Raw genomic sequence first — 26630 nt, forward strand, 5'->3', positions numbered from 1 at the left:
GGACATGGCAGTCATGGAGATCGGATCAGAAAGGTTCGGCGTCAGTCGGTAGCAATGGTGCTCGCACGCGCTGCAGCAAAAGCGCTGGCGGCGGAGTCATGCAGCGCATGGCGGCCTTGCGCCACACGGCATGCACCGCCCACCCACACACTGTCGATGGCCGAGGTGCGGTGGCTGGCAAACACATGGGCCGACAGCGTGGCGGGCGCGGGTAGGCCGCGCAGGGCCACATGCTGGGTATCGAGCACGACCCAATCCGCCGACTGGCCCACAGCGATGCCCGCTGCGGCACCGGGCACCAAGCGCCCCGATGCCTGCGCCCCGCCCTGCACGGCTTGCAGGGTCATGGCCGTGGCCACCTCCGGCTGACCGCTGCTTGCCAGCACATTGCGCTGGCGGCGCGACAGGCGCTGGCCGTATTCCAGCATCAGTAGCTCTTCTGCCGCGTTCACGCAGGCATGGCTGTCCGAGCCCACGCCCCAGCGCCCGCCATGTTGCAGCCACAGCGGCATGTCGAAAATGCCATCGCCCAGGTTGGCTTCGGTGGTGGGGCAAATGCCAGCCACAGCGCCCGTGCGCGCCGCGCCAGCGTACTCATCCGCCGTCATGTGCGTGGCGTGCACCAGGCACCAGCGTTCATCCACGGGGGCGTGGTTCAGCAGCCACTGCACGGGGCGCTGGCCGCTCCAGGCGATGCAGTCATCCACCTCCTGCGTCTGCTCGGCAATGTGGATGTGGATGGGCGCCTGGGGGTTCAGCGCTGTGAGGCCCTGCACCGCAGCGGTGAGGCTGTCCGGCGGCACGGCACGCAGCGAGTGCGGGGCCAAGCCCAAAACAGCCCCTTGCGCTTGTGCAGCGGGCGCAAGGCGCTCCAATAATGAGAGCATGCTGTCGGCGCTGCGGATAAAGCGGGCCTGGTCCGCCCGGGGTGGCTTGGCGCCAAAGCCGCTAGTTTGGTACAGCACGGGCAGTAGCGTGATGGCGATGCCCGCACGCTGCGCCGCACGCAGCAGCGCGAGCGAGAGCGTGGCGTCGTCGGCATAGGGCGTGCCGCCCTGGTCGTGGTGCACGTAGTGGAACTCGCACACGCTGGTGTAGCCCGCCTCCAGCATCTCTAGATACAGCCAGGTGGCAATGGCTTCGAGTGACTCGGGCGTGATACGCGCCGCAAAGCGGTACATCAGGTTGCGCCAGCTCCAAAAGCTGTCCTGGCTTTCACCCCGGTACTCGGTCAGGCCCGCAAACGCGCGCTGGAAGGCGTGCGAGTGCAGGTTGGGCATGCCGGGGATCACCGGGCCCGCCGCCATGGCTGCGCCCTCAGGCCGCTGCGCACCGGGCGTGACGGCGGTGATGCGCCCTGCCCGATCCCAGGTGATCAGCACATTGCGCGCCCAGCCCGTGGGCAGCAGTGCATCGGCGGCGAACAGTTGTTGCGTCATGGCATGACTCCGTGAATGCGCCCTTGCCGCACGATGGTGCAGGTGGGCTTCTGGCCCAGCCAGTAGGCCAGCTCGGCCGCCTCGCCCACGGGCCACAGCACGAAGTTGGCGGGCCTGCCGGATGCGATCAGGCCGTGCGTTTCTTGCAGTCCCAGCGCGCGCGCGGCGTGGGTGGTGATGCCGGCCAGCGCCTCGGGCACCGTCAGGCGGAACAGCGTGCAGGCCATGTTGGCCATGAGCAGCAGGCTGAGCGCGGGCGAGGTGCCAGGGTTGTGGTCGGTAGAGACTGCCATAGGCACACCGGCCGCGCGCAACTGCGCGATGGGTGGCAGGTGCGTGTCACGCAGCGTGTAGTAGGCGCCGGGCAGCAGGACGGCCACGGTGCCAGCAGCCTTCATCGCAGCGATGCCTTCGGCCGACAGGTGCTCGATGTGGTCGCACGACAGCGCACCGTAGCGCGCGGCTAGCGCCGCTCCGCCCATGTCCGACAGCTGCTCGGCATGCAGCTTGACGGGAATGCCCAGCTTTTGCGCGGCCTGGAAGACTTGGCTTGTCTCGGCCAGCGTGAAGGCGATTCGTTCGCAGAACACATCCACCGCATCCACCAGGCCCTCGGCGGCAAGCGCGGGCAGCATCTCCTTGCAGACTAGATCGACATAGGCTTGGCTGCGGCCTGCGTACTCGGGCGGCAACGCGTGCGCGCCCAAAAAGGTGGCGCGCACCGTCACGCCAAACGCCTCGCCCAGACGGCGGGCCACGCGCAGCTGTTTGCGCTCATGTTCCAGCGACAGGCCGTAGCCCGATTTGATCTCGACGGCACATACGCCCTCGGCCAGCAGGGCCTGCAGGCGCGGCACGGCCTGGGCAAAAAGCTCGTCTTCGCTGGCCTCGCGTGTGGCGCGCACCGACGACACAATGCCCCCGCCCGCCTTGGCCACCTCTTCATACGTGGCGCCTGCGAGCCGCATCGCAAACTCGTTGGCACGCTGCCCGCCGTACACCAGGTGGGTATGGCAATCGACCAGGCCGGGTGTGGTGACGGCGCCCTTGCCATCAAAGCGGGGCAAGCCGGCAAACGCTGCGGGCACCTGGGCCTGCGGGCCCACCCACTGCACAGCGCCGCCCTGCACCACCACACACGCCAGCGCGCCTTCGGGCACCGGCACGTCCGCCGACCACAACGCGGCCACGGGCCGCAGGTGGGTCCACACGCCATCGGCACTGGGCGCGGAAGATGTTGGCGGGACCGCGCTCTGAGGGTTGCTACCTGCTGCTGTGTTCATGGATCAATTTGCTATCTTTTATATAGCTACTTGCGCATATTCCACTATCGCTTGCAGCCCATCTGATTGAAATTATGGTGTGGAGCCCCTGTGCAAGGCCACCCAGGCCAGCACCGGTGCGTCATCGGCAGACATGGCGCCTTCGGCGCGGCGCACGGGGGTGATTGACGGCGCAGCTTCGCCCCCTTCGTTCACCCACCACAGGCCCTGCCCCGCTGCCAACATCCGCGCTGGGCGGCCATCGCTGTCCTCATATCGCCAGGCGCCCTGCAGCACCATGCACAGGCCCGCTGCAGCCCCCTCAGCGGGCGGCGATACATCGCGCAGCACCTGCAGGCTCCCGCTCCACTCTCCCCGGCGCAGCATCAGGTTGAAGTCGGTGGAAACACCGCCGAGCATGCGGCAGTCCACCGGCTCCTCGCCGGAGAACGCAAACGGCTCCCACCGCTGCGTCAGCGCGTGCTGCCATTGTCCTGCTGCGGCTTGCAGCTGTACGCCGTCGCCCTCCAGCAGCATGATCTGCCGGTCCACGCCCGGAAAGGCTGAGAACGGCCCCGGGCGGGCGATGGTGGCCACGCTCACGCGCCAGGCAAAGCTGTCCATGCCCGCGCCGGGTGGCCAGCAAGCCAGCTCGCGCGTGCTGCCGCCGCCGTTTTTCCAAGGCACCGGGGGCGTGGAGGCCAGGTCCAGAAACTGCTTCATGCGCGTTCACCCTGCGGCGCATCGTTGCCATCCACCAGCAGAGGGAACAGCGGGTGATCCATCTCAGCCCCGGCGGGCAGCTCATCGGCCAGGCCGGGAAACTCGGGCGATGTCTTCCATGGCCGGGGCGCATGGCGCGTGTCGTCGCCCAGAAAGCGCACCGAGAACACCCGGCGGCGGTTAGTGCCCTCTACTCCACCCGCCGCATGCAGCGTGAGCATGTGAAAGCACACCACGTCGCCGGGCTCGATCTCCCAGCCCACGATGGGGAATGCAGCACGGTCGGCCTCAACGTTGGGCAGGTCCTGCAGGCTGCCTTCGGGGAACCACTTGGCCTGGTTGTCCATGAAGGTGCGCGGCATGAGCCAGGGGCCCTTGTGCGAGCCGGCCACAAATTCGAGCGTCGCAGCGCGGGACACCGGGTCCACCGGTATCCACATGCTCACGTTCTGCATGCCTTCGATGTTGTAGTACGGCTGGTCCTGGTGCCAAGGCGTCTTCTGGCGCGTGCCCGGCTCTTTGACCAGCACATGGTCGTGGTACAGCCGCACGGTGCGCGACTGCATCAGGCGCTGCGCGGCCAGGGCCAGCGGCGTGTCGCGCACAAAGCGGCCAAACTGCGGAATGTCCTGCCAGTTGCAGAAGTCCTCGAAGAACCGGCCTGGGTCATCCGGCCGGCTGGCCACCTTGGCGCGCGGGCTGGGCGCGGCCAAGTTGGCGTCGATGCCATCGCGCAGCAGAGCGACTTCATCGGGCGTGAGCAGCTGCTTGATGCAGATGGCGCCGTCACGGACGAAGTCGGCGACCTGTTGGTCACTCAACCTCCCGCGCAGGCGTGCCTGCCACCGTTGCTGCGAAATCCCAGACGAAACATCGGGCATGACACCTCACCTCCAGATCAACCGTAGAGACAGATAGATAGACCCCGCGAGTATTGGCGGGCTTACTTGATCATCGGCAGCTTCAGGCCTTGCTTCTTGGCCGTTTCCACGGCCAATTCGTAGCCTGCATCGGCATGGCGCATCACGCCGCTGCCGCAGTCGTTGACCAGCACATTGGCCAGGCGTGCAGCTGCCGCATCCGTGCCGTCCGCCACGATGACCATGCCCGAGTGCTGCGAGTAACCCATGCCGACGCCCCCGCCGTGGTGCAGGCTGACCCAGGTGGCGCCGCCTGCGGTGTTGAGCAGCGCGTTGAGCAGCGGCCAGTCGCTCACGGCGTCGGTGCCGTCCTTCATGCCTTCGGTCTCGCGGTTGGGGCTGGCCACGCTGCCGGTGTCCAGGTGGTCTCGGCCGATCACGATGGGGGCCTTCAGTTCGCCGTTCTTCACCATCTCGTTGAAGGCCAGGCCCGCGATGTGGCGCTCGCCCAGGCCCAGCCAGCAGATGCGCGCGGGCAGGCCCTGGAACGCGATGCGTTCGCCCGCCATGTCGAGCCAGCGGTGCACGTGCTTGTTTTCGGGGAACAGTTCCTTGATCTTGGCGTCGGTCTTGCGGATGTCCTCCGGGTCGCCCGACAGGGCCACCCAGCGGAACGGGCCCTTGCCTTCGCAAAACAGCGGACGAATGTACGCAGGCACGAAGCCGGGGAAATCGAAGGCGTTCTTCACGCCTTCGTCAAACGCCACCTGGCGGATGTTGTTGCCGTAGTCCACCGTGGGGATACCCATCGATTGGAAGTCAAGCATGGCCTGCACATGCACGGCGCACGATTGGGCGGCAGCTTTCTTCAGCACCTCGTGCTGCGTCACGTCCTGCTGCGCGGCGCGCCACTGGGCCACCGTCCAGCCTGCGGGCAGGTAGCCGTTGACGAGGTCGTGGGCCGAGGTCTGGTCGGTGACCAGGTCGGGCTTCAAGCCACCGGCCTTGGCGCGGCGCACCAGCTCGGGCAGGATTTCGGCAGCATTGCCCAGCAGTGCAATCGATACGGCCTCTTTGGCCGCCGTGTGCTGCTGGATCAGCTCCAACGCGTGGTCAATGTCACGCGCCTGCTTGTCCACGTAGCGCGTGCGCAGGCGGAAGTCGATGCTGCTTTGCTGGCACTCAATGTTGAGCGACACCGCGCCCGCAAAGGTAGCGGCCAGCGGCTGCGCGCCGCCCATTCCGCCCAGGCCTGCGGTCAAGATCCAGCGCCCTTCGAGCGATCCGCCAAAGTGCTTGCGGCCTGCCTCGGCAAAGGTTTCGTACGTGCCCTGGACGATGCCCTGCGTGCCGATGTAGATCCAGCTGCCCGCCGTCATCTGGCCGTACATGAACAGGCCCTTCTGGTCCAGCTCGCTGAAGTGCTCCCAGTTGGCCCATTTGGGCACCAGGTTGGAGTTGGCCAGCAGCACGCGAGGCGCGTTGGCGTGGGTCTTAAACACGCCCACGGGCTTACCGGACTGGATGAGCAGGGTTTCGTCGTCGTTCAAGTCCTTGAGCGAGGCGAGGATCTGGTCAAAGCATTCCCAATTGCGCGCGGCGCGGCCGATGCCGCCGTACACCACCAGGTCTTGCGGGCGCTCGGCCACCTCGGGGTCGAGATTGTTCTGGATCATGCGGTAGGCCGCTTCGGTGAGCCAGCTCTTGCAGGTCAGCTGGCTGCCGCGCGGCGCGCGGATCACGCGGCTGGCGTCGTGGCGGGGGTCAGTGTTGGAGGCGGCGGCGATGATGGCGTCGTTGGCATTCATGGTGGGCTCCTGTGAATCAGTGGGTGTGCGTGGAAAAAATCAGGCGAAGCTGGGCAGGCATTGCGTGAGCGCTGCGGGCCATGTGGACTGCTGGGCCCAGGCGCGCATGGCTTCGATGTCGGGAGCGAGGTAACGGTCCTGCTCCAGGTAGGCCACGCGCTCGCGGATGGCGGCGAATTGCGCTTCGATGAGGGGTGAACTCTTGAGCGAGCGGTCGAACTCCATGCCTTGTGCGGCGGCCATGGCTTCGATGCCGACCATCACCGCCGCATTGCGCACCATGTCGCCCAGGCGGCGTGCACCGTAAGTGGCCATGGAGACATGGTCCTCCTGGTTGGCCGATGTGGGCAGGCTGGTCACGCTGCTGGGGTTGGCGAGGCACTGGTTCTCGGCCGCCAATGCGGCGGCGGTGACCTGGGCGATCATGAAGCCAGAGTTGACGCCGCTGTCGCGGATCAGGAACGCGGGCAAGCCCGAGAGGCCTGGGTCCAGCAGCAGCGACAGGCGGCGCTCGGAAATGGCACCGATCTCGGCCACGGCCAGCGCGATGATGTCGGCCACAAAGGCCACGGGCTCGGCGTGGAAGTTGCCGCCGGAAATCACATCGCCGTTGTCGAACACCAGAGGGTTGTCCGACGCGGCATTGGCCTCGATGGTCAACACGCGCGCCGCGTGGTGCAGGTTATCCAGGCACGCACCCATCACCTGCGGCACGCAGCGGATCGAATAAGGGTCTTGCACGCGGCCACAGTTGGGGTGCGAGGGGTCGATGGCGCTGCCGTCCAGCAGCGCGCGCACAGCGGCGGCCACTGCGATCTGCCCGGCCTGGCCGCGTGCCTCATGGATGCGCGCGTCAAACGGCTTGACCGAGCCCTTGATGGCTTCGAGCGACAGGCAGCCTGCGACCAGCGCGGCAGCAAACACGCTCTCGGCGCCGAACAACCCGGCCAGCGCCAGCGAGGTGGACACCTGCGTGCCGTTGAGCAGCGCCAGCCCTTCCTTGGGGCCCAGCACAAACGGTTGCATGCCGATGGAACGCATGGCCTCGGCACCGGGCACCACCTTGCCATCTACCTTGGCCTGACCTTCCCCAATCAGCACGCAGGCCATGTGCGCCAGCGGCGCCAAGTCGCCGGATGCCCCCACCGAGCCCTTGGCCGGGATCACCGGCAGCACGTTGGCGTTGGCCAGGGCCAGCAGCGCATCCACCAGCTCGGGCCGCACGCCCGAGTGGCCGCGCGCCAGGCTCACGGACTTGGTCGCGAGGATGAGGCGCACCACGTCATCAGGCAGCGGGTCGCCCGTGCCCACGCTGTGCGACAGCACCAGGTTGCGCTGCAGTTCAGCCAGGCGGTCGTGCGCAATCTTGGTGCTGGCCAGCTTGCCAAAGCCGGTGTTGATGCCATAGACCACCTGGTCTTCATCAACGATGCGCTGCACCGTGGCCAGGGACTTTTGCAAACCCGCGCGGGCCGAAGCATCCAGCACCAGCTGCACGGGGCCGGCGTGGATGCGGCGCAGCTCGGCCAGCGTGACGCGGCCGGGGTGCAGGGTGATGGGCGATGCGTTGTGTGTCATGGCGTTGGTCCTGTATATACAAGTAGGTACAAGCAAAAAAATTCTGTGCTTTTGGCAAAAACTTTTAACCAGCGACGGGGTTGCCGTCGGCGCGGAAACGGCTGCCCAGGCGGTAGCGGGTGGCGGGGTGCAGGCAGCGCACCACGGTGATCGGCACGCCGCGCGACCAGGTACGGCGGGTGAGCAACAGGCAGGGCTCCTGCGGAGACATCTCCAGCAGCGCGGCCTGCTCGGCGGTGGGCATGACGGCATCGACCACATGCTCGATCTGGTCGAAGGGCACGTTGCGCACCAGGTATTCGGAGGGCTGCAGTTGCGTGAAGTCCTGCGCGGCGAACTGGGGCACCTGGCGTGGGTTGACGTGGCGGTCTTCCAGTTGCACGGGCAGGCCGTCTTCGCGGTGGATGCACAGCGAGTGGAACACCGACTCGCCCGTGCGCAGGTCCAGAGCGGCGGCCACCTCCAGCGTGGCAGAGGTGCGCTCCACCGTCAGCACATCGCAGCGATAGTCGTGCCCGCGCTGGCGGATCTCGCTCGCCAGGTTGGCAATCTGCAGCAGCGTGGATTGGGGCTTGTCTTCGGCCACGAAGCTGCCCACACCGGCCACGCGCACGATGCGCCCCTGCTCCACCAGCTCGCGCAGTGCGCGGTTCACCGTCATGCGCGAGATGCCGAACTGGGTGACCAGTTCGCTCTCGGACGGCAGGCGGTCGCCCGCGCGCCAGATGCCTTCCTGGATCTTGCGCGCAATGTGGTCCTTGACCTGCTCGTACAGCGCCATGGCCTGCGCGGGCGCAGCCGCAGAGGCCACGGCCACGGCCACGGCCTTGGCAGGCGTGGCGCTGCGCGGTGCAGCGGCGGTGGTGCGGCGGGATGGACGTGCGCTCATGGGTGGATGCCGGGTGGGTTCAGGTTCAGATCAGTGCAGGTCCGCCGCCATGGATTCGGCGCGGATCTCTTCGGTGAGGCGCGCTTTGAGGTCCATGAACTCGGGGCTGGTCTTGATCGTGTAGTGGCGCGGGTGCGGCAAGTCCACCGCCAGCTCGGTCTTGATGCGGCCGGGCCGGGCGCTGAACACGGCCACGCGGTTGGCCATGAAGATGGCTTCGTCGATGTCGTGGGTCACGAACAGCACCGTCTTGCGCTCGGCCTCCCAGATGCCCAGCAGCAGCTCTTGCATGAGCACGCGGGTCTGGTTGTCCAGCGCGCCAAAGGGCTCGTCCATCAGCAAAATCTTGGGGTCGTTGGCCAGGGCGCGCGCGATGGCGGTGCGCTGCTGCATGCCACCCGACAGCTGCTTGGGAAAGTGCTGCTCGAAGCCGCGCAGGCCTACCTTGGCGATGAAGTACGCGGCGCGCTCTTTTTGCTGCGCCTCGGGCATACCCCGCTCGCGCAGGCCAAAGCGAATGTTCTGCTCGATGGTGAGCCAGGGGAACAGCGTGTAGCTCTGGAACACCATGCCCCGGTCTGCGCCCGGGCCTTCCACTGGCACGCCGTCCAGCAGCACCCGGCCGCTGGTGGCGTGGTCCAGGCCCGCGACGATGCGCAGCAGCGTGGACTTGCCGCAGCCCGAGGGGCCAAGGATGGTGACAAAGTCGTTGTCACGCACTTCAAAATCGACGGGCAGCAGGGCCTGCGTGCGCTGGCCCTTGTGCCCTTCAAAGATGCGCGAGACGGCTTGAATGGATACGCTGCTCATCGTACAAAACTCCAGGCAAACAGACGGTGGTTGAGCGCCTTGAAGGCGAAGTCGGACACCAGCCCGATGAGGCCGATGATGATGATGCCGAAGATGATCTGGCCGGTGTTGAGCAGCGACTGGCTGTCGGTGATCATGTGGCCGATGCCGCTGGACGAGCCGATCAGCTCGGCCACGATCACATAGGTCCAGGCCCAGCCCAGCACCAGGCGCAGGGTCTCGGCGATCTCGGGCGCTGCGCCGGGGATCAGCACCCGTGTGACGATGCCCTTGTGGCCCGCACCCAATGTGTATGCAGCTTCCACCAAGTCGCGCCGCGCACCGCCCACGGTGACGGCCACCATCAGCGTGATCTGGAAGACCGAGCCGATGAAGATGACGAGGATTTTCTGCGCCTCGCCAATACCCGCCCACAGGATCAGCAGTGGAATGAATGCCGACGCAGGCAGGTAGCGGCAGAACGAGATGAAGGGCTCGAAGAACGCCTCGATGCCTTTGTACGCGCCCATCGCAATGCCCAGCGGCACAGCAATGACCGCAGCCAGGACGAAGCCGCCGACCACGCGCCAGATGGTCATGCCGATGTCTTTGATGAAGCCGTACTCGGTGAACAGCAGCCAGCCTTCTTTCACCATGGTGACGGGGCTGGCCAGGAAGGTGGGCGACACGAAGCCGCTCAGGGTGAAGAACGCCCACACCGCCACAAACAGGGCGAAAAAGGCCAGCCCCAGCATCCAGCGGGATCGGCTGCTCACAGGCTCCAGCGGGGCGAGTGAGCGGCGGCGCACGGTGGCCTTTGGCTGTTTTTTTGGCTCGGTAACGGACAGGGGTTGCACGGCGGACATGGAGCGCTCTTCTTCCGTCTATTCACTTGATGAAGCTGGCGTCGAAGGTGACGTTCAGGTCTTCAGGGGCCTTGCGGATGATGCCGGCCTCCAGCAGGATGGCTGTGGCGTCTTTCATAAAGGCCTGCAACTCGCCCGCAAAGAACTTCTGGTTGGCGGCCTTGTCCTGCCAGCGCAGGAAGGACGAGGACTTGGCGAACTGCTCGCCCGTCTGCTTGACCGCAGCGCCCATGATCTCGTTGGACTTGGCCGGGTCGGCCTTGATCATGTCGAGCGCCTGAAAGTACGAGTTGGTGAGCGCCTGCGCGGCCTTGCCATTGGCCTTGAGCCAGGTGGGGTCGCAACCCACGGTGTCCATCACCATGGGGTAGTCGAGAGTGGTGGCCAAAATCTTGCCCGACGCAGGGTTGTCGCGCACGGTGGAGAGATACGGCTCGTACGTCATGGCAGCGTCGTTCTGCCCAGCCACAAAGGCCTGCGCGGCCGCCTGGGGCGACAGCGTGGTGGTCTTCACATCCTTGAGGCTCATGCCGTTCTTGCTCAGCATCCAGGCCAGGCCGAAATAAGGGGCGGTGCCGGGCGCATCCACGCCGATGGTCTTGCCATTGAGGTCTGCAAAGCTGTTGATGTTGCCGCGCACCGCGATGCCGTCGGCGCCGTAGGACTTGTCCATCTGGAAGATCTGCACGATGGGCACGCCATTGGCATTCCAGGCCACATGGGTCTCCACGGTGGTGGCAGCGCACTGGATGGACTTGGAGGCAAGGGCCAGGTGGCGGTCCTTCTGCGGGATCATCTTGATCTCCACATCCAGGCCGTTCTTCTTGAAGATGCCCGCCTTGTCGGCCAGCGTGAGCGGTGCGAAACCTGTCCAGCCGGACATGCCCAACACGATCTTGGTGTTTTGCGCCTGCGCGGGCGTGGCCACAGCCAGGACACAAGCAGCGGCCGCAGCCAGCGTTGCCATCTTTACAACCGATCCAGTCATCATCTGCTCCTGTTCGAAAAAAGAATTCGTCGTCGCCCACGCGTGGCCAGGACACCCCAGCAACACCGCGCCATGATGACATTGCGGAAACACCTGTCTATACAGGGTAATCACCAACGAACCACGGCCAAGTGGGAGCGAACAGAACAGCAAGAACGAGGCCAGCCCAAACAGAGGGCCATGCCCCCAGACCACGAATCAGCAATGCTATTTATTTGATAGCTTGCAGCGCTTATTCAGCGTGCGTTAGCGGCACTTTTTACGTAAATCTCTAACAAACGTAGATATCAACTTGCACCATATAAGTGCAACCTGGGCCTGCAGAAAATGGGCCGCCTACGCATCACTGCGGCACACCGCCCGCTGCGCCCGTCAGAAAGCGGTGCCAGGCAACACCGCCTCGACCAGCAGGCCCCGGCCAGCATTGGCGATGTGCAGCGCAGCTGCAAGGGTTGGCCAGCAGGGTCGCTCTGGCGCGAAGCGTTGTCCAGCAAGTTGCGCAGTAGCCTGGTGCGCGAACGATCCAGCGTGAGCAGCGGCAGGCTTTGTCCCTCGTCCGCCCCACCCTTTTGGCGACAACACTTCAGGTGCACCTGCGGCGCAGCCCCATGGCGCAAGGCCAGCTCATCCATCACTTGTTGCACCAGCCAGCGCAGCTCGGTGATTTCGCTGGTCTGCGCTGCGTGGTAGCTAGCCCCCCATGGCCAGCGAGTCGCACAGGTCTTGCAACTGCTGCGCCTGCGGTGCTGGAAGCGTGCCCGCACGCAGCAAAGCGGCGCGCTGCACGCCTCGCAAGCGAAAGTAGAGCTCGTCTTCCAGTGCCTCCACCTCCGCCGCATCTGCGCTGAGCAGGGCCGATGGGTTCCACAAACCGCTCTCGTTCCAGCCGGTGCGCAGTCGTCCCAACAAAAATTCTGCAAGCTCCAGCGCCTGCTGCAACGCAGGCAACTGGGCCTGCGCTGCCAAAGCACTCACCCGGCTTTCTGCTGACGCCAGCACCTCACTCAAGGCAGCCAGTCGCTGCTGAATGTCTTCAGGCTCCATCACTGCCGATTGGGGTGGCTGTGCGCTGGCCGCCTGGGTGATTTTTCCGACCCAGACCAAATCGAATTCTCCGGGAACCGCACGCAACGCCACACTGGCGTGCAGCAGGTGGCTGTAGGGGCTGCGCAGCGCGTGGAGGGTGGCCTCCGTCACCGCCAACAGACGGCCCTGCGTGGACATCTGCCCCCCAGCCAACGCATTGGGGTAGCCCGACTGGTCCAGCCGCTCGTGATGCTCTGCCACAGCCCTGGCCACGTCGGCGGGATAGTTGGTCAACTGCGCCAAGAGCAGCGACCCCACATGCGGATGCACCACCAGCTGCTGGTAACTGGCAAAGTCCAGATCCCGGTCGGCCTCGGCTTCGCCGTGCTCCGGGCCGATGTACATCTCGCCCACATCGTGCAACAGACCGCAGAGCAACGCCAGGCGCACCGCGGCGTCGTCTCCACCTCCTGCAGCCATCAGAGCCCCGTTCAGAGCCATTGCGGCCACAGCATGAGCGTAGTGTTCAGGCCGCGCGGTCTGCGCGGCGGTGAGCAAAAGCTGGGCTACAGGGTGCAGAGTCAGCCCTTTGATCAAGCTGGCCAAACGCTGGGCATGGGGTTGCAGCAAAGGGAGCAGCGCGGAGCCGCCGCCCAGCAATTCTTCGAACGCAAGCGCCAGGCTCGCGGCGCTGACGCCATCTTCCGCCACCAAACTGGTTTCCAGCGGCTGACGCAACTCACGGTCCAGCAGCTTGCGTTGCAGCGAGGTGGACACAGGCTGGTTGCCAGCCCAAAGCTTTACGCCGGAAATGTCGTAGATGTCGGTGGCGGAAATGATCCGGCGGGTTTCGCTCGCCTCCAAAATGGTGGCCAGAGCGTGGGGGTTGGCTTTACCGAAAGCACTTCGGTCAGAGGCGGTAGGTGGCGTCATCGTGTGTCCCCCAGAAACGTGATGGCTGATTATGAGCCGCGCACTCCCAAAAGTACCACCCTGGTTTGCCACGGGCGGGGCGATAGCGCGTGAGGCCCCTGAGAGAAATCTGAAATTGGTCATGAAAGACGGCAAGATCTGCAAGAACACGCTATGAACGTCTTCAAACAAGCCCACACAGGGTCCGGCGCGCATTTTGGTGGCCTTGTACAGATCGCCCTGGTGCTTGGTCGCGGGCGAGGGAACACCGTTGCTCATATCACGGCCCTTACGCCTCAAATTCACCGTAGGTTGGGGTCGGCGGTCCACAAGATGGCATACGTCCTGGCTTCAATATCCCAAGTACTGGGATGACGGGATGCTGTCGATACCGCCTCAATGCGCAGATGGGGATCCAAACGAAAAAGCCCTGAACAACTTTGTTGCTCAGGGCTTATCTTGGCGGAAACGGAGGGATTCGAACCCTCGATGAGGCTCTACACCCCATACTCCCTTAGCAGGGGAGCACCTTCGGCCACTCGGTCACGTTTCCAATCCCGCTATTATGCCTCATTTTTGAGGCTTTCTAGGAAAACCTGGAGGCTTGCCGGAGAGGTTTCAGGCCGCACTCCATTCAAGTACAGCCCCTTGCCTCAGCGCAAAGCCACGCCCCACTTTCAGCCGCAAACGGTGTCCTCGGGTCGTGCACGCAGCTATCTGATCCAGCAGCTCCGCCAGCTGGGCGGCGGATGGGGTGGTTTGGTGATGGATCCGCAGCCAGTAGCGCAAGACGTTGGCCTGCCTTGAGCGGGTCAGCGTCTGTAGGCGCTGTATCGTGGGAGGCAAGCCCGTGGCAGCGAGGTCTTGCTCTGCGATCTCTTGCAGCAACTCGTCTGCCTGGGCTGCGTTGGCCGCGGTTCGTCCAAACGTTTCCCGATACGAGGGGAAAACTGCCTGAAGCGCAGGCAGTAGCTGGGCGCGAATGCGATTGCGGGTGAAACGCTGGTCTGTGTTGCTGGGGTCTTCTATCCACGCATGCCCACCTTGGCGCAACCAGTCGCGCACGTCATGACTGGATACCTGGAGCAGTGGCCTGCACCAAACGCGCCCTTGCCGTTGCCAGTGGGCGGGCATGGCCGCGATGCCTGCGACCCCTGCGCCGCGCGACAAGGCAAGGAGCATGGTTTCTACCTGATCGTCCGCGTGCTGCGCCAGCGCTACAGTCTTGATAGCAGCTAGCGCAGGCTCAGAGGCCAGTGCAGCATCAAATGCCTGATAGCGCGCCTGGCGTGCAGCGTCTTCCGGGCTCTGGCCGCTGGCGTGGCGACCGTCCACACGCTGCACGAACAAGGGAACACCGAGAGCGTTGCACAGCTGCACGCAATGCCGCTCGAAAGACGCTGCCGCCGCTTGCAGGCCATGGTTCACATGGATGGCGCTGACTTGCCCTGGGTACTTTCGTGACGCGGCCAACAACAGCGCCGTAGAGTCTGCGCCCCCACTGAGCCCGACAGCCAAGGGTAGTTTGGGAGAAAACGCCGCCATGGCGGCATCCACGGAGATGGTCATGCCCAGACCTCCGCATGCCCTGCCCCGCACTGGCACCATTGAACAAACCACCGAAGGCGAGAGAGAAGCCCAGCCATCGGCACAAATGCAAAAGCCCCATCCGGGGCCTTTGCAGCGGTGCTACGTAGCGCGAAACTCGCGGCCACAGTCAGGCGTTCAGCGGCTGTCTGCCTTGGTGTCACTGAAGCGGCCATAGCTTTGCAGACGCTCATAACGACGATCCAGCAGGTCTTTGGTCTTGAGGTCGGCCAATTGGCGGAAGGCATCGCCCAAAGCGCGCTTGAGGAAAGCCGCCATTTGCTTGTGGTCGCGGTGGGCGCCGCCCACGGGCTCGCTCACGATCTTGTCCACCAGGCCCAGTGCCTTGAGGCGGTGGGCAGTAATGCCCAAGGCATCGGCCGCTTCCTGGGCCTTGTCGCTCGTCTTCCAGAGGATAGACGCGCAGCCTTCTGGGCTGATAACGGAATAGATGGCGTATTGCAGCATCACAACCTGATCAGCCACGCTGATGGCCAGCGCGCCGCCCGAACCGCCCTCGCCAATGATGGTGGTGATGATGGGCACTTCGAGCTGCGCCATCTCGAAGATGTTGCGGCCAATGGCTTCGGACTGGCCGCGCTCTTCGGCATCGATGCCGGGATAAGCGCCGGGCGTGTCCACAAAGGTGAACACGGGCAGCTTGAACTTCTCGGCCGTCTTCATCAAGCGCAGCGCCTTGCGGTAGCCCTCGGGCTTGCTCATGCCAAAGTTGCGCATGGCGCGTTCTTTGGTGTCGCGGCCCTTTTGGTGGCCCATCACCATGCAGGCGTGGCCGTTGAAGCGGGCCAAGCCACCTACGATGGAGAGGTCATCGGCATAGTGGCGGTCACCGTGCAGTTCCACAAAGTCAGTGAAGATGTCGCGCACGTAGTCGAGCGTGTAGGGACGCTCGGGGTGGCGGGCAATCTTGGTGATCTGCCAGGGGCTCAGCTCGCTGTAGATGTCTTTGGTGAGCTGCTGGCTCTTCTTGCTGAGCTGATCGATTTCTTCAGAAATATCGACAGCGCTTTCAGTCTGCACGTAGCGCAGTTCTTCGATTTTGGATTCGAGCTCAGCAATCGGCTGTTCGAAATCCAGAAAGGTTTTTTTCGCCAACGTTTTTCTCCTTAGGTCGCGCACTGCGGGGCAGCCGCGAACGGCACGCAATGTAACCGATGTCAAACAAGGGTCGGTTGTCCGCCGTCAATCGGCAGTGGGTGCGGGGTCCAGCGACCGCCAAATATACCAAGTCGCCACACTGCACCAAGGCTTCCAGGCCTCGGCCACTTCACGCGCATCGCTGCGGCTGACCTGCTCGCCCGAAAAATAGTTCTGGCTGATACCGGTGATCAGTCCAGGGTCATCCAGCGGCAGCACATTGGGGCGCTGCAGATAGAAGATCAAGAACATTTCGGCCGTCCAGCGGCCAATGCCGCGGATGTCCACCAGCTCGGCAATGATGGCCTCGTCGTCCATGGACTCCCAATCCTTGACGTGCAGCTTGCCGTTGTCAAAGTGCAGGGCCAAATCCACCAGATAGTCGATCTTGCGGGCCGACAAGCCTGCGGCGCGCATATCGTCCACCTTGAGCTTGAGCACATGGGCCGGGCTCAGGGTTCGCGACAACGCGGCAAAGCGTTCCCACACGGCTTGTGCGGCTTTGACCGACGACTGCTGGCCCACGATGCTGCGCGCCAGCGTGGTGAATGCATCGCGCCGGGTTTGCAGCGCTGCATCCCCAAACTGAGGAATCAGGCGCTTCATCACCCGGTCTTTCTTGACCAGGTGTTTGCAGGCCTCGGCCCAGTAGGCCGGCGTCGCCAGATCAGGCGATGGCTGAGCTGCATCCGCAGATGCTATATTTTTAGTAGCTGCCACCGCTCATCCAGTCTGCCTTGATGGCGGTTTTTTTCATAAAAAGAATCACTGTGCAGCTTCCCAGGTCGTACCCGCTGCAGAGTCCTTGAGCACGATGCCCTGGGCCAGTAAGGCCTGACGGATGCGGTCGGCCTCAGCAAAGTCCTTCGCGGCCTTGGCAGCAGCGCGAGCGGCAATTTGCGCCTGAATAGCGGCTTCGTCGAGTCCAGCACCCGCCTGTAAAAACGCCTTGGGATCGCCCTGCAGCAAGCCCAGGCATTGGGCCAGGGCCTTGAGCAGACCAGCCAGTTCGGCAGACCGGGTCTTGTTGACTTCGCTGGCCAAGTCAAACAGCACTGCCACGGCTTCGGGCGTCCCAAAGTCTTCGTCCATGGCGGCCTTGAAGCGGGCAGCGTAGGGGTTGCTCCAGTCCACAGCCACGGCGGCGGGTTCCACCAGGCTCAGCGCGGTGTACAAGCGCTTGAGGGCCTGGCGCGCGTCGTCCAGGTGGGCATCGCTGTAATTGAGTGCGCTGCGGTAATGGGCGCGCACGATGAAAAACCGCACCGTCTCGGCGTCGTATTGCTGGAGCACATCGCGGATGGTGAAGAAGTTGCCCAGGCTCTTGGACATCTTCTCGTTGTCCACGCGCACAAACCCGTTGTGCACCCAGAACTTGGCCAGCGGCTTGCCCGTAGCACCTTCGCTCTGGGCAATTTCGTTTTCGTGGTGGGGAAATTGCAGGTCCGCACCACCGCCGTGGATGTCAAACGTCTCGCCCAGCGTGGCGCAGCTCATGGCAGAGCACTCGATGTGCCAGCCGGGGCGGCCCGTGCCGAACTCACTCGCCCACTTGGCGTCGTCCGGCTCATCGGCCTTGGCAGACTTCCACAGCACGAAGTCGAGCGGGTCTTCCTTGCCGTCTTGCACGGCCACGCGCTCGCCCGCGCGCAGTTCGTCGAGCGACTTGCCCGACAACTTGCCGTAACCCGCAAACTTGCGCACGGAGTAATTCACATCGCCATTGCTGGCGCGATAGGCCAGCCCTTTGCCTTCGAGTTGGCCAATCAGCGAAAGCATCTGCGGCACGTATTCCGTGGCGCGGGGTTCCACCGAGGGCGGCTCGATGCCGAGCGCGCCAATGTCCTGGTGCATGGCAGCGATCATTTCGTCGGTGAGCTGGCGGATGGTGATGCCACGCTCCAGCGCACGTTTGATGATCTTGTCGTCAATGTCGGTGATGTTGCGCACATAGGTCACGCGCATGCCGCTGGCCTTGAGCCAGCGCTGCACTACATCAAACGCCATCATCATGCGGGCGTGGCCAATGTGGCACAGGTCATAAATGGTCATGCCGCAGACGTACATGCGGACGTGGCCAGGTTCGAGCGGAGAAAAGTCTTCCAATGCACGCGACAGCGTGTTGTAGATGCGCAAGCTCATGGGATGTCAGGGTCGGGATCGGGGGTGTGGATGGGCGATGCGGATCGCCCTGTAGCGCGAGGAATCGGTCCCTCGCGGGGGACGGCGCCTCAAGTGGGCGACCGATGAAATCACCAGCGGCAACAGTGCTCCGTCATGACAACCCCCTCAGCTACAATCCGCCGCAGTATAAGCCCGGCCCGGGTTTCACGCCGTTCAACCCCTCCAGAACCCCCATGAAGCAAGTCCGCCGCACCCTTCCCCGACTACTGCGCCTGTTGGCACTGACGGCCCTTGTCGGTACCGGTGCTGCCCAGGCGCAGGCCAACGACTATGCCGAAATCACGCAGCTGCTCAAGGCTGGCAAAGCGGCCGAAGCCCTGACCAAGGCGGACCAGCGATTGTCTGCCACGCCCCGCGATCCGCAATTGCGCTTTCTCAAGGGTGTGGCCCAGGCCGACTCGGGCAAGCCGGCAGACGCCGTGGCCACGTTCACCAAGTTGACGGAAGATTACCCAGAGCTGCCCGAGCCCTACAACAACCTGGCTGTGCTGTATGCCAACCAGAACCAGCTGGACAAGGCCCGCACCGCGCTGGAAATGGCCATCCGCACCAACCCCAGCTACGCCACCGCGCACGAAAACCTGGGCGACATTTACGCCAAGCTGGCCAGCCAGGCCTACAACAAGGCACTGCAGCTGGATGCGGCCAACGCCACATCGGTCAAGCCCAAGCTGGCCCTGATCCGCGAATTGTTCTCGGCCGACATTGCCAAGGGTGCCAAGCCTGCAGCGGCAGCGCCTGCCCCGGCCGTGGTGGCTACCCAGCGGCCGGCACCGGCCCCTGCACCTGCTGCGGCCCCTGCACCTGCTGCGGCCCCTGCACCTGCTGCGGCCCCTGCCCCAACAACCGCCCCTGCCGCCACAGCGGCTGCACCGGCTGCCACACCAGCCCCGGCACCCGCCGCGCCAGACGCAGCCAAGCAAGAGGCCGCGAAGGATGCCAAGGAAGTCACCGCAGCCGTGCAAGCCTGGGCTGCCGCTTGGGCAGCCAAAGACATGAAGGCCTACCTGGCCGCATACGGCAAAGACTTTGACCCACCAGGCCGCATGACCCGCGCCGCGTGGGAGAAAGAACGTGAGGCCCGGATCGTGGGCAAATCCAAGATCACCGTGCAGGTGTCCGACCTGAACGTTTCGGTGAACGGCAACAAGGCCACCGCGCGCTTCCGCCAAGCCTACAGCGCTGACTCGCTGAACGTCTCCAGCCGCAAGACGCTGGATCTGGTCGAGAGCAACGGCCGCTGGCTTATCGTGCGCGAAGCCACTGGCGGCTGACCTGCAAATCGCCTGCGCTGCACCAACCCTGCCCACGGGCAGTGATGCGTGCAGCGGGCGCTTCACCTTTCATGCCCCTCTTTCCTTTATCTTGACAGCCCCTTGACACAGCGCCACAGGGTGGGAATGCCCACCTGGATTCGTCACACCGCCAGCACCCTGACGCTGCTTGCCATGGCCGTGCAGGCCAGCGCCTACGCACAACCGTCTCAGCCGCCCAAGCGCACATCAGCCCAGGCCCAGCAAGCTGCAGCCAAAAACCAGCGCTCTGCGGCCCCCTCCAAGCGCGCTGCAGCCAAGCCTGCAGCACCTGTGGCACCCCCCGCACTGCGAGACGGGCAGGCCGAGGCGCGGTTGCTGAAGGTGTACCAGCTGGCCAGCGAAGGCCGGGGGCGCGAAGCACTGGCGCAGGCCGAAAGCCTGGCGCGCGAGCATCCCAACTTTCAACTGGCGCAACTGGCCGTGGGCGACCTGCTGGCGGCCCGCGTGCGCCCCGTCAAGCAACTGGGCGATGTCCCGGAGCCCCCCCTGCCCTACCCGCCCGAGGTGATTGCCACGCTGGACGAACTGCGCACCGAATCACGCCAGCGTGTGCAGGCGCAGCGCAACCGCCCGGCGTCCACCCACATCCCGGCGCAGTTTGTGGAACTGGCGCCGCGCTACAAGCATGCGATTGCCGTGGATGCCTCGCGTTCGCGGCTGTACCTGTTCGAGAACACCGACAAGGGCCTGAAGCTGGTGGCGGATTACTACGCCTCGGTAGGCAAGCTGGGCATTGAAAAGGCGACGGAAGGCGATCAGCGCACCCCCCTGGGCGTGTACTTCATCACCAGCCGTCTGGACCCCGCCACGCTCAAGGACTTTTACGGTGCGGGTGCCCTGCCCATCAATTACCCCAACCCGCTGGACCAGGTGCGGGGCAAGACCGGCAGCGGCATCTGGCTGCACGGCACGCCGCCCGACCAGTTTTCTCGCGCACCGCTGGCCACCGATGGCTGCGTGGCCCTGGCCAACCCGGACCTGGAACGCATCCTGCGCACGGTAGAGCCCCGCTCCACCCCCGTGGTGATCGCCAAGCAACTGCAGTGGGTGCAGGCCCACAGCGTGCAGGCCGAGCGCAATTCGTTCGAAGCCGTGCTCAACGCCTGGAGCGCTGCCAAGTCCGAAGGCAACATGAACCGTCTGCTCGGCTTTTACGCGCCTGATTTCCAGAGCCACAAGAAAAAGCCCCTGTCCGAATGGGCCACCGTGCTGCAGGCTGAATCCCAGGCGCTCAAGGGCCGCCCTGTCCACCTCAAGGACAAGGCTTACCTGCGCTGGACGGACTCGGCCGACACCATGGTGGTAACGTTCGGCGAAGTGGCAGAAGGTGCGCGCACCGGCCCCATCAAACGCCAGTACTGGACGCGACGCGGCCAGCAGTGGCAAATCTTTTTTGAAGGAGTGATTGGATGATTTCCAAAAGAAAATCGGTGCTGGCGCTTGCTGGACTTGCGCTGGCAGCTATGTTTTCCGTAGCACCTGCCCACGCTCAGACTGCCCCCAAGGTCAAGCTGACCACCTCCCTGGGCGACATCGTGGTGCAGCTCGACCCTGCCAAGGCTCCCAAGACGGTGGAGAACTTCCTCGCCTACGTGAACGACAAGCACTACGACGGCACGGTGTTCCACCGCGTGATCGACGGCTTCATGATCCAGGGCGGCGGCTTCACTGCCGACATGGTGCAAAAGCCCACCAAGGCGCCCATTCCGCTTGAAGCCAACAACGGCCTCAAGAACGACACCTACACCATCGCCATGGCGCGCACGGGCAACCCCAACTCGGCCACCTCGCAGTTCTTCATCAACGTGAAGGACAACGCCATGCTCAACGCCCCCAACCCTGACGGCCACGGTTACGCCGTGTTCGGCAAGGTGGTGGAAGGCACTGCCGTGGTCGACAAGATCAAGGCCGTGGCCACGGGCAACAAGGGCCCCCACCAGAACGTTCCCAACACCCCCGTCACCATCACCTCTGCCACCGTGGTGAAGTGATTTTTTGAAGAAAGCACTGCAATGAGCAATCCACAAGTTGAACTCCACGTCACCATCAACGTGGCTGAAACCGCCACCCAAGGCGTCATCACCCTCGAACTGGACGCCGTGAACGCGCCCAAGTCCACCGCCAACTTCCTGGCCTACGTGAACAGCGGCTTCTACAACGGCACCGTGTTCCACCGCGTGATCAAGAACTTCATGGTCCAGGGCGGCGGCATGACTGCTGACATGAAGCAAAAGGAAACCCAGGCCCCCATCGAAAACGAAGCCAAGAACGGCCTGAAGAACGACAAGTACACCGTGGCCATGGCCCGCACGGGTGACCCCCACAGCGCCACCGCCCAGTTCTTCATCAACACCGTGGACAACGGCTTCCTGAACCACAGCTCGCCCACCCCCCAAGGCTGGGGCTACGCCGTGTTCGGCAAGGTGGTGAAGGGCCAGGAAGTGGTCGATGCCATCAAGGCCGTGCGCACCACCCGCAAGGGCTTCCACGACGACGTGCCCTTTGACGCCGTGGTCATCGACAAGGCTGTGGCGCTTTGAGCCTCATCCCCCTGAGGCGCTGCGCGCCTTCCCCCTTCTCTCGAATTGCTGCGCAATTCGGGAAGGGAGACGCCGCCAGCGCGGCGGGGCGGCCCTTGCGCGGCGGCCACTGGCTTGCATCGCGCCGGTTTCATGCGCCGCGCTCATGGCTGTGCGCATGAAGCTCTGAGAGAAACGAACTCCGTGACCCCGACCGTGCCCCCGTTGGAGGAGCTTGTTGCTCCCTCACACTGGCGCACGGTCGATTTCATTTCCGACCTGCACCTGCAGGCCAGCGAGCCCGCCACCGTGGCCGCCTGGCAGCAGTACCTGCTAACCACACCCGCCGACGCCGTCTTTTTACTGGGCGACATTTTTGAAGTGTGGGTGGGCGACGATGCCATCCACGACCCTGGCAGTTTTGAGGGCCAGGTGTGCGCTCAGCTCCAGGCCGCTGCACAGCGCACCGCGCTGTACTTCATGCACGGCAACCGCGACTTTCTGGCGGGCAGCGCTTTCTTGCAGCACTGCGGCATCACCGGCCTGCAAGACCCGACCGTGCTGAGCTTTGCAGGCCAGCGCTACCTGCTCAGCCATGGCGATCTGCTGTGCGTGGACGATGTGGACTACCAGCGCTTTCGCGTGCAGGCCCGAAGCCCCGCCTGGCAGCAACAGTTTTTGTCGCAACCGCTCGCTACGCGCCGCGCACAGGCGCGTGGCATCCGGCAAGAGAGTGAAGCGCGCAAGCAATCAGGCACCGTCTATGCCGATGTGGACCACGCCAGCGCCATCGCCTGGCTGCAGGCCGCAGGCGCGCACACACTCATCCACGGCCACACCCACCGCCCGGCAGACCATGCCTTGGCCCCCGGCTTGCAGCGCGTGGTGCTGAGCGACTGGGACGCGGCCGCAGTACCCCCGCGCCTGGAAGCACTGCGTTTGTCGGCCACGGGCTTGGAACGCGTGGCCCTGGGCCCCATGTAGCGGGTGTCTTGAACTCAGGGGCTTGCCCACGGCAGGCTCCGATCCAGCCCACCATGCCCCCTTTTCTCAACCGGCTCTGGCGCAGTGTGCGTGCCACCGTGGCCCCCGTCCCCGACATTTCGGCAGAGCTTTGGCTGCAAACCCTGCAGCGCTACCCCTTCCTGGCCCGCCTGTCGCTGCCCGAGCAGGGCAAGCTGCGCGCGCTCAGCGCCCTGTTTCTGGACCAAAAGCAGTTCCACGGCGCGCATGGGCTGGAAGTGACCGATGCCATGGCCATCGACATTGCGGCGCAGGCCTGCCTGCCCCTGCTGCACCTGGGCGACGCTGCCAAGGCCTTGGACTGGTACGACGATTTCGTGACCATCGTGGTCCACCCCGGTGAAGCCGTGGCCAGGCGGCAGATGGTGGACGAGGCGGGCGTGGTGCACGAACACGCCCAGGTGCTGCTGGGCGAAGCCATGGAGCGCGGCCCCGTGATGCTGAGCTGGCAGCACATTGCCAACGCCCACGAAAACACCGCGCGCGGCCACAACGTGGTGGTGCATGAATTTGTGCACAAGCTGGACATGCGCAGCGGCGACGCCAACGGCTGCCCGCCATTGCCTGCGGGCTTCATGGGCGCACGCACGGGCCGAGCGGCCTATGAAGCGTGGTGGAACGCGTGGGAGCCCGCCTACCAGGACTTTCGCGAGCGCGTGATCCTGGCCGAGCGTTTTGGCGCTGAAAAGCCCTGGCTCGATGCGTATGGCGCCACATCGCAATCCGAGTTTTTTGCTGTGGCCTGCGAGGCTTACTTTGTGAACCGCACCCGGTTTGCGCAAGAGTTCGCGAGCCTGGTGCAGGTGCTGGATGCGTTCTTCCGGCGTGAGGCGATGGCCGACTGAAGGCCATTGGCCCACAAGCTGTGCGCCAGCGATGGCCCGCAGTACCTTGTGTTGCGCAGTGTGAACGCTATATTTTCAATAGCTGCTGGCGCTTATCCATCAAGCGCCAGCAGCTATTTTGACTACAAACCCAACGCGAAGCGCGCCGCCTTCGCCACGGCCTGCGCATCCACCCCAAAGAACTGGCGCAGCGCCGCGCGCGTGTCGCTGCGGCCAAAGCCGTCGGTGCCCAGGGTGATGTAGCGGCGGCCTTCGGGCACGAAGGCGCGCACCGTCTCGGGCACGGCGCGCACGTAGTCGGTGGCGGCGATCACCGGCCCGGCGGTGCCTGCCAGTTGTTGCGTGAGCCAAGGCGTGCCGTGCTCGGCCTCGCCACTCAAGGCGCGCTGTTCGCAGGCCACGCCATCGCGGGCCAGCTCGCTCCAGCTGGTCACGCTCAGCACGGTCACCTCCACGCCTTCAGCCGCCAGCAGCTCGGCTGCCTTGACCACTTCGGTCAGGATGGCGCCCGAGCCCATCAGGGTGACGTATTTGGATGAAATCGGGCTCTCACGCCCGCCCATCAAGCGCTGGTAGCTCCTGAAAACATAGCAGCCACGCAGCACACCTTCGGTGGCACCCGCTGGCAAGTCGGGCTGGGCGTAATTCTCGTTCATCAGCGTGACGTAGTAGAAAACGTCGCGCTGCTCGGTCACCATTTCGCGCATGCCAGCGTCGATGATGACGGCCATCTCGCCTGCGTAGGCTGGGTCGTACGCCTTGCAATTGGGGATGGTCGCTGCCACCAGATGACTGCTGCCGTCCTGGTGCTGCAGGCCCTCGCCGCCCAGCGTGGTGCGGCCCGAGGTGGCGCCCAGCAAAAAGCCCCGCGCCCGCTGGTCGGCAGCCGCCCAGATGGCATCGCCCACGCGCTGAAAGCCGAACATCGAGTAGTAGATGTAGAACGGCAGCATGGCCAGGCCGTGCACGCTGTAGCTGGTGGCCGCCGCGGTCCAGCTGGCGATGGCCCCGGCCTCGCTGATGCCTTCTTCGAGGATCTGGCCGTCCAGCGCCTCGCGGTAGCTCAGCACCGAGCCAATGTCCTCGGGCGCATAACGCTGGCCCACGCTGCTGTAGATGCCGACCTGCTTGAACAGGTTGGCCATGCCAAAGGTGCGCGCTTCATCAGCCACGATGGGCACGATGCGCGGGCCCAGTTGGGCATCTTTCAAAAGCGTGCCCAGCATGCGCACAAAGGCCATGGTGGTGCTCATCTCCTTGCCATCGGACTGCAGCGCGAACTGCGCGTAGCTTTCGATGGCGGGCACGGGCAGCGCATCGCACACGGTCTCGCGCCGCGGCAAGTAGCCACCCAGTTGTTGGCGGTGGCGGCGCAGGTACTGCATCTCAGGGCTGTCTTCAGCAGGCTTGTAGAAGGCCAGGCCCGTGGCCTGCGCGTCGGTGAGCGGCAGGTTAAAACGGTTGCGGAATTCGATGAGGTCGGAATCATGAAGCTTCTTCTGGCTGTGCGTGGTCATCTTGCCCTGCCCCGCCGTGCCCATGCCGTAGCCCTTCTTGGTGTGGGCCAGGATGACGGTGGGCTGGCCCTTGTGGGCAGCAGCGGCGGCATATGCGGCGTGGATCTTCACCAGGTCGTGCCCGCCGCGCTTCAAGCGGTCGATCTGCTCGTCCGTCATGCCCTGGGCCAGCGCGGCCAGCTCGGGGCTTTGGCCGAAGAAGTTGTCGCGGTTGAAGCGCCCGTCTTTCGCAGCAAAGGTCTGCATTTGCCCGTCCACCGTGCCTTGCAGCGTGCGCACCAGCGCGCCTGTCAGGTCGCGGGCAAACAGGCCGTCCCAGTCACTGCCCCACACCAGTTTCACCACGTTCCAGCCCGCACCGGCAAACAGTCGCTCCAGTTCGTCAATGATGCGGCCATTGCCACGCACGGGGCCGTCCAGGCGCTGCAGGTTGCAGTTGACGACCCAGACCAGGTTGTCCAGCCCCTCGCGCGCGGCCAGGGTCAGGGCGCTCATGCTCTCGGGCTCGTCCATTTCGCCATCACCAAACACGCCCCACACACGCCGCTTCGCGGTGTGTCCCCCTGCCTCGTTGCGCCCTTCGCAATTGAGCAGGTTGCGGTGCGTGAGGTAGCGCATAAAGCGTGCGTGGTAGATGCTGCTGATGGGCCCAATGCCCATCGAGCCGGTGGGGAACTGCCAAAAATCAGGCATCAGCCACGGATGCGGGTAGCTGCACAGGCCCTGCGCCCCGGCGGCGGGCGCTGTCAGCTCCTGGCGGTAGTGCATCAGGTCTTGCTCAGACAAGCGCCCCTCCAAAAACGCCCGTGCGTACACCCCCGGCGCGCTGTGCGGCTGAAAGAACACCAGGTCGCCCCGGTGCTGGCCCTCGCCCAGCCCCTCGCGGGCACGGAAGAAGTGGTTGAAGCCGCTCTCAAACAAATCGGCCGCGCTGGCATAGCTGGCAATGTGCCCGCCCAGCTCGCTTGAACCGCCCAGATCGGCCTGGTTGGCGCGCACCACCATGGCGAGCGCGTTCCAGCGCATGATGGACGCGAGCCGCTCTTCCACCGCCAAGTCGCCCGGGAAGACGGGCTGGTTCTGCACGGCCACGGTGTTCACGTAGGGCGTGTTGAGCTGCGGCTGCCAGCCAATCTGCTGGGTGCGTGCCAGGTGCACCAGCTCGGCCAAGATGAGGCGAGCGCGCTCGGGCCCCTCGGTGGCCACCAGGGCCACAAAGGCGTCGCGCCATTCGGCGGTTTCTTGGGGGTCGATGTCAGCCACAGTGTCCTGAGGGCTGAGGAGATGGGTGGGCAGTGGGGCGTTCATGGGAGCACACTGTAGAAAAGTTTTCCAAAAATA

Annotated in this window: 22 protein-coding genes and 1 tRNA gene; 6 read left to right on the forward strand and 17 right to left on the reverse strand. The window is 64.6% G+C overall.

Going from position 1 to position 26630, the window contains the following annotated elements; genetic code table 11:
* Positions 1-41: 41 nt before the first annotated feature.
* The 16 genes from PQV96_RS11975 to cysS form a co-directional block, all read right to left on the reverse strand.
* A complete protein-coding gene (locus PQV96_RS11975) occupies positions 42-1439 on the reverse strand; it encodes a formimidoylglutamate deiminase (RefSeq protein WP_207373006.1) in 1398 nt (465 codons plus the stop codon).
* Complete coding sequence (gene hutI / locus PQV96_RS11980) at positions 1436-2722, reverse strand: imidazolonepropionase (protein WP_207373007.1); 1287 nt, start codon at positions 2720-2722, stop codon at positions 1436-1438. The genes PQV96_RS11975 and hutI overlap by 4 nt, the downstream gene beginning before the upstream one ends.
* Positions 2723-2794: 72 nt before the next feature.
* Entirely contained in the window at positions 2795-3424 is a 630-nt protein-coding gene (locus PQV96_RS11985; protein WP_207373008.1) for a HutD/Ves family protein, read from the reverse strand.
* Positions 3421-4305 (reverse strand): phytanoyl-CoA dioxygenase family protein, encoded by an 885-nt coding sequence (locus PQV96_RS11990; protein WP_207373009.1) that lies wholly within the window; start codon positions 4303-4305, stop codon positions 3421-3423. Before PQV96_RS11990 ends, PQV96_RS11985 begins: the two co-directional genes overlap by 4 nt.
* Before the next feature lie 62 nt (positions 4306-4367).
* Positions 4368-6092: a urocanate hydratase gene (gene hutU / locus PQV96_RS11995; RefSeq protein WP_207373010.1), complete on the reverse strand. Its 1725-nt coding sequence runs from the start codon at positions 6090-6092 to the stop codon at positions 4368-4370.
* Between the two features lie 39 nt (positions 6093-6131).
* Entirely contained in the window at positions 6132-7670 is a 1539-nt protein-coding gene (hutH, locus tag PQV96_RS12000; RefSeq protein WP_207373011.1) for a histidine ammonia-lyase, read from the reverse strand.
* 64 nt (positions 7671-7734) lie between these two features.
* Positions 7735-8559, reverse strand: a complete 825-nt coding sequence (gene hutC, locus PQV96_RS12005; protein ID WP_142084551.1) for a histidine utilization repressor — start codon at positions 8557-8559, stop codon at positions 7735-7737.
* Between the two features lie 30 nt (positions 8560-8589).
* Entirely contained in the window at positions 8590-9369 is a 780-nt protein-coding gene (locus tag PQV96_RS12010; RefSeq protein ID WP_094290960.1) for an ABC transporter ATP-binding protein, read from the reverse strand.
* A complete protein-coding gene (locus tag PQV96_RS12015; protein ID WP_207373013.1) occupies positions 9366-10214 on the reverse strand; it encodes an ABC transporter permease in 849 nt (282 codons plus the stop codon). Before PQV96_RS12015 ends, PQV96_RS12010 begins: the two co-directional genes overlap by 4 nt.
* Before the next feature lie 22 nt (positions 10215-10236).
* Complete coding sequence (locus tag PQV96_RS12020; protein WP_207373014.1) at positions 10237-11202, reverse strand: ABC transporter substrate-binding protein; 966 nt, start codon at positions 11200-11202, stop codon at positions 10237-10239.
* Positions 11203-11892: 690 nt separating this feature from the next.
* Positions 11893-13161, reverse strand: coding sequence for an HD-GYP domain-containing protein (locus PQV96_RS12025; RefSeq protein ID WP_170207418.1), 1269 nt, complete (start codon positions 13159-13161; stop codon positions 11893-11895).
* A 439-nt stretch (positions 13162-13600) separates the two neighbouring features.
* Positions 13601-13693 (reverse strand) — tRNA-Ser (locus PQV96_RS12030).
* 65 nt (positions 13694-13758) lie between these two features.
* Positions 13759-14709 carry a tRNA lysidine(34) synthetase TilS gene (gene tilS, locus PQV96_RS12035; RefSeq protein WP_273623060.1) on the reverse strand — a complete coding sequence of 317 codons (951 nt, stop codon included), beginning with the start codon at positions 14707-14709 and terminating at the stop codon, positions 13759-13761.
* Between the two features lie 156 nt (positions 14710-14865).
* The gene (locus tag PQV96_RS12040) at positions 14866-15843 is read right to left on the reverse strand and encodes an acetyl-CoA carboxylase carboxyltransferase subunit alpha (protein ID WP_066690120.1); all 978 of its coding nucleotides are present in this window, start codon (positions 15841-15843) and stop codon (positions 14866-14868) included.
* 87 nt (positions 15844-15930) lie between these two features.
* Positions 15931-16605 (reverse strand): DNA-3-methyladenine glycosylase family protein, encoded by a 675-nt coding sequence (locus PQV96_RS12045; RefSeq protein WP_142084560.1) that lies wholly within the window; start codon positions 16603-16605, stop codon positions 15931-15933.
* Between the two features lie 45 nt (positions 16606-16650).
* Entirely contained in the window at positions 16651-18027 is a 1377-nt protein-coding gene (gene cysS, locus PQV96_RS12050; RefSeq protein WP_066690118.1) for a cysteine--tRNA ligase, read from the reverse strand.
* Between the two features lie 215 nt (positions 18028-18242).
* On the opposite strand from cysS, the gene PQV96_RS12055 reads away from it, so the two are divergent.
* The 6 genes from PQV96_RS12055 (at position 18243) to PQV96_RS12080 (ending at position 23772) form a co-directional block, all read left to right on the forward strand.
* On the forward strand, positions 18243-19343 hold the full coding sequence (locus PQV96_RS12055) for a L,D-transpeptidase Cds6 family protein (protein WP_142084562.1): 1101 nt from the start codon (positions 18243-18245) through the stop codon (positions 19341-19343).
* 126 nt (positions 19344-19469) lie between these two features.
* Positions 19470-20798 carry a L,D-transpeptidase family protein gene (locus PQV96_RS12060; RefSeq protein ID WP_244939125.1) on the forward strand — a complete coding sequence of 443 codons (1329 nt, stop codon included), beginning with the start codon at positions 19470-19472 and terminating at the stop codon, positions 20796-20798.
* Positions 20795-21376 (forward strand): peptidylprolyl isomerase, encoded by a 582-nt coding sequence (locus PQV96_RS12065; RefSeq protein WP_142084563.1) that lies wholly within the window; start codon positions 20795-20797, stop codon positions 21374-21376. The genes PQV96_RS12060 and PQV96_RS12065 overlap by 4 nt, the downstream gene beginning before the upstream one ends.
* Before the next feature lie 21 nt (positions 21377-21397).
* Positions 21398-21925: a peptidylprolyl isomerase gene (locus tag PQV96_RS12070; RefSeq protein ID WP_273623061.1), complete on the forward strand. Its 528-nt coding sequence runs from the start codon at positions 21398-21400 to the stop codon at positions 21923-21925.
* Positions 21926-22108: 183 nt separating this feature from the next.
* Positions 22109-22888 carry a UDP-2,3-diacylglucosamine diphosphatase gene (locus PQV96_RS12075; protein ID WP_273623062.1) on the forward strand — a complete coding sequence of 260 codons (780 nt, stop codon included), beginning with the start codon at positions 22109-22111 and terminating at the stop codon, positions 22886-22888.
* A 53-nt stretch (positions 22889-22941) separates the two neighbouring features.
* Positions 22942-23772 (forward strand): M90 family metallopeptidase, encoded by an 831-nt coding sequence (locus PQV96_RS12080; RefSeq protein WP_207373021.1) that lies wholly within the window; start codon positions 22942-22944, stop codon positions 23770-23772.
* Between the two features lie 122 nt (positions 23773-23894).
* Here PQV96_RS12080 and mdeB read toward each other — a convergent pair whose 3' ends face one another.
* The gene (mdeB, locus tag PQV96_RS12085; protein WP_273623064.1) at positions 23895-26597 is read right to left on the reverse strand and encodes an alpha-ketoglutarate dehydrogenase; all 2703 of its coding nucleotides are present in this window, start codon (positions 26595-26597) and stop codon (positions 23895-23897) included.
* Between the last annotated feature and the right edge of the window lie 33 nt (positions 26598-26630).

The organism is Acidovorax temperans, from assembly GCF_028596105.1.
Lineage (GTDB): Bacteria > Pseudomonadota > Gammaproteobacteria > Burkholderiales > Burkholderiaceae_C > Acidovorax > Acidovorax temperans.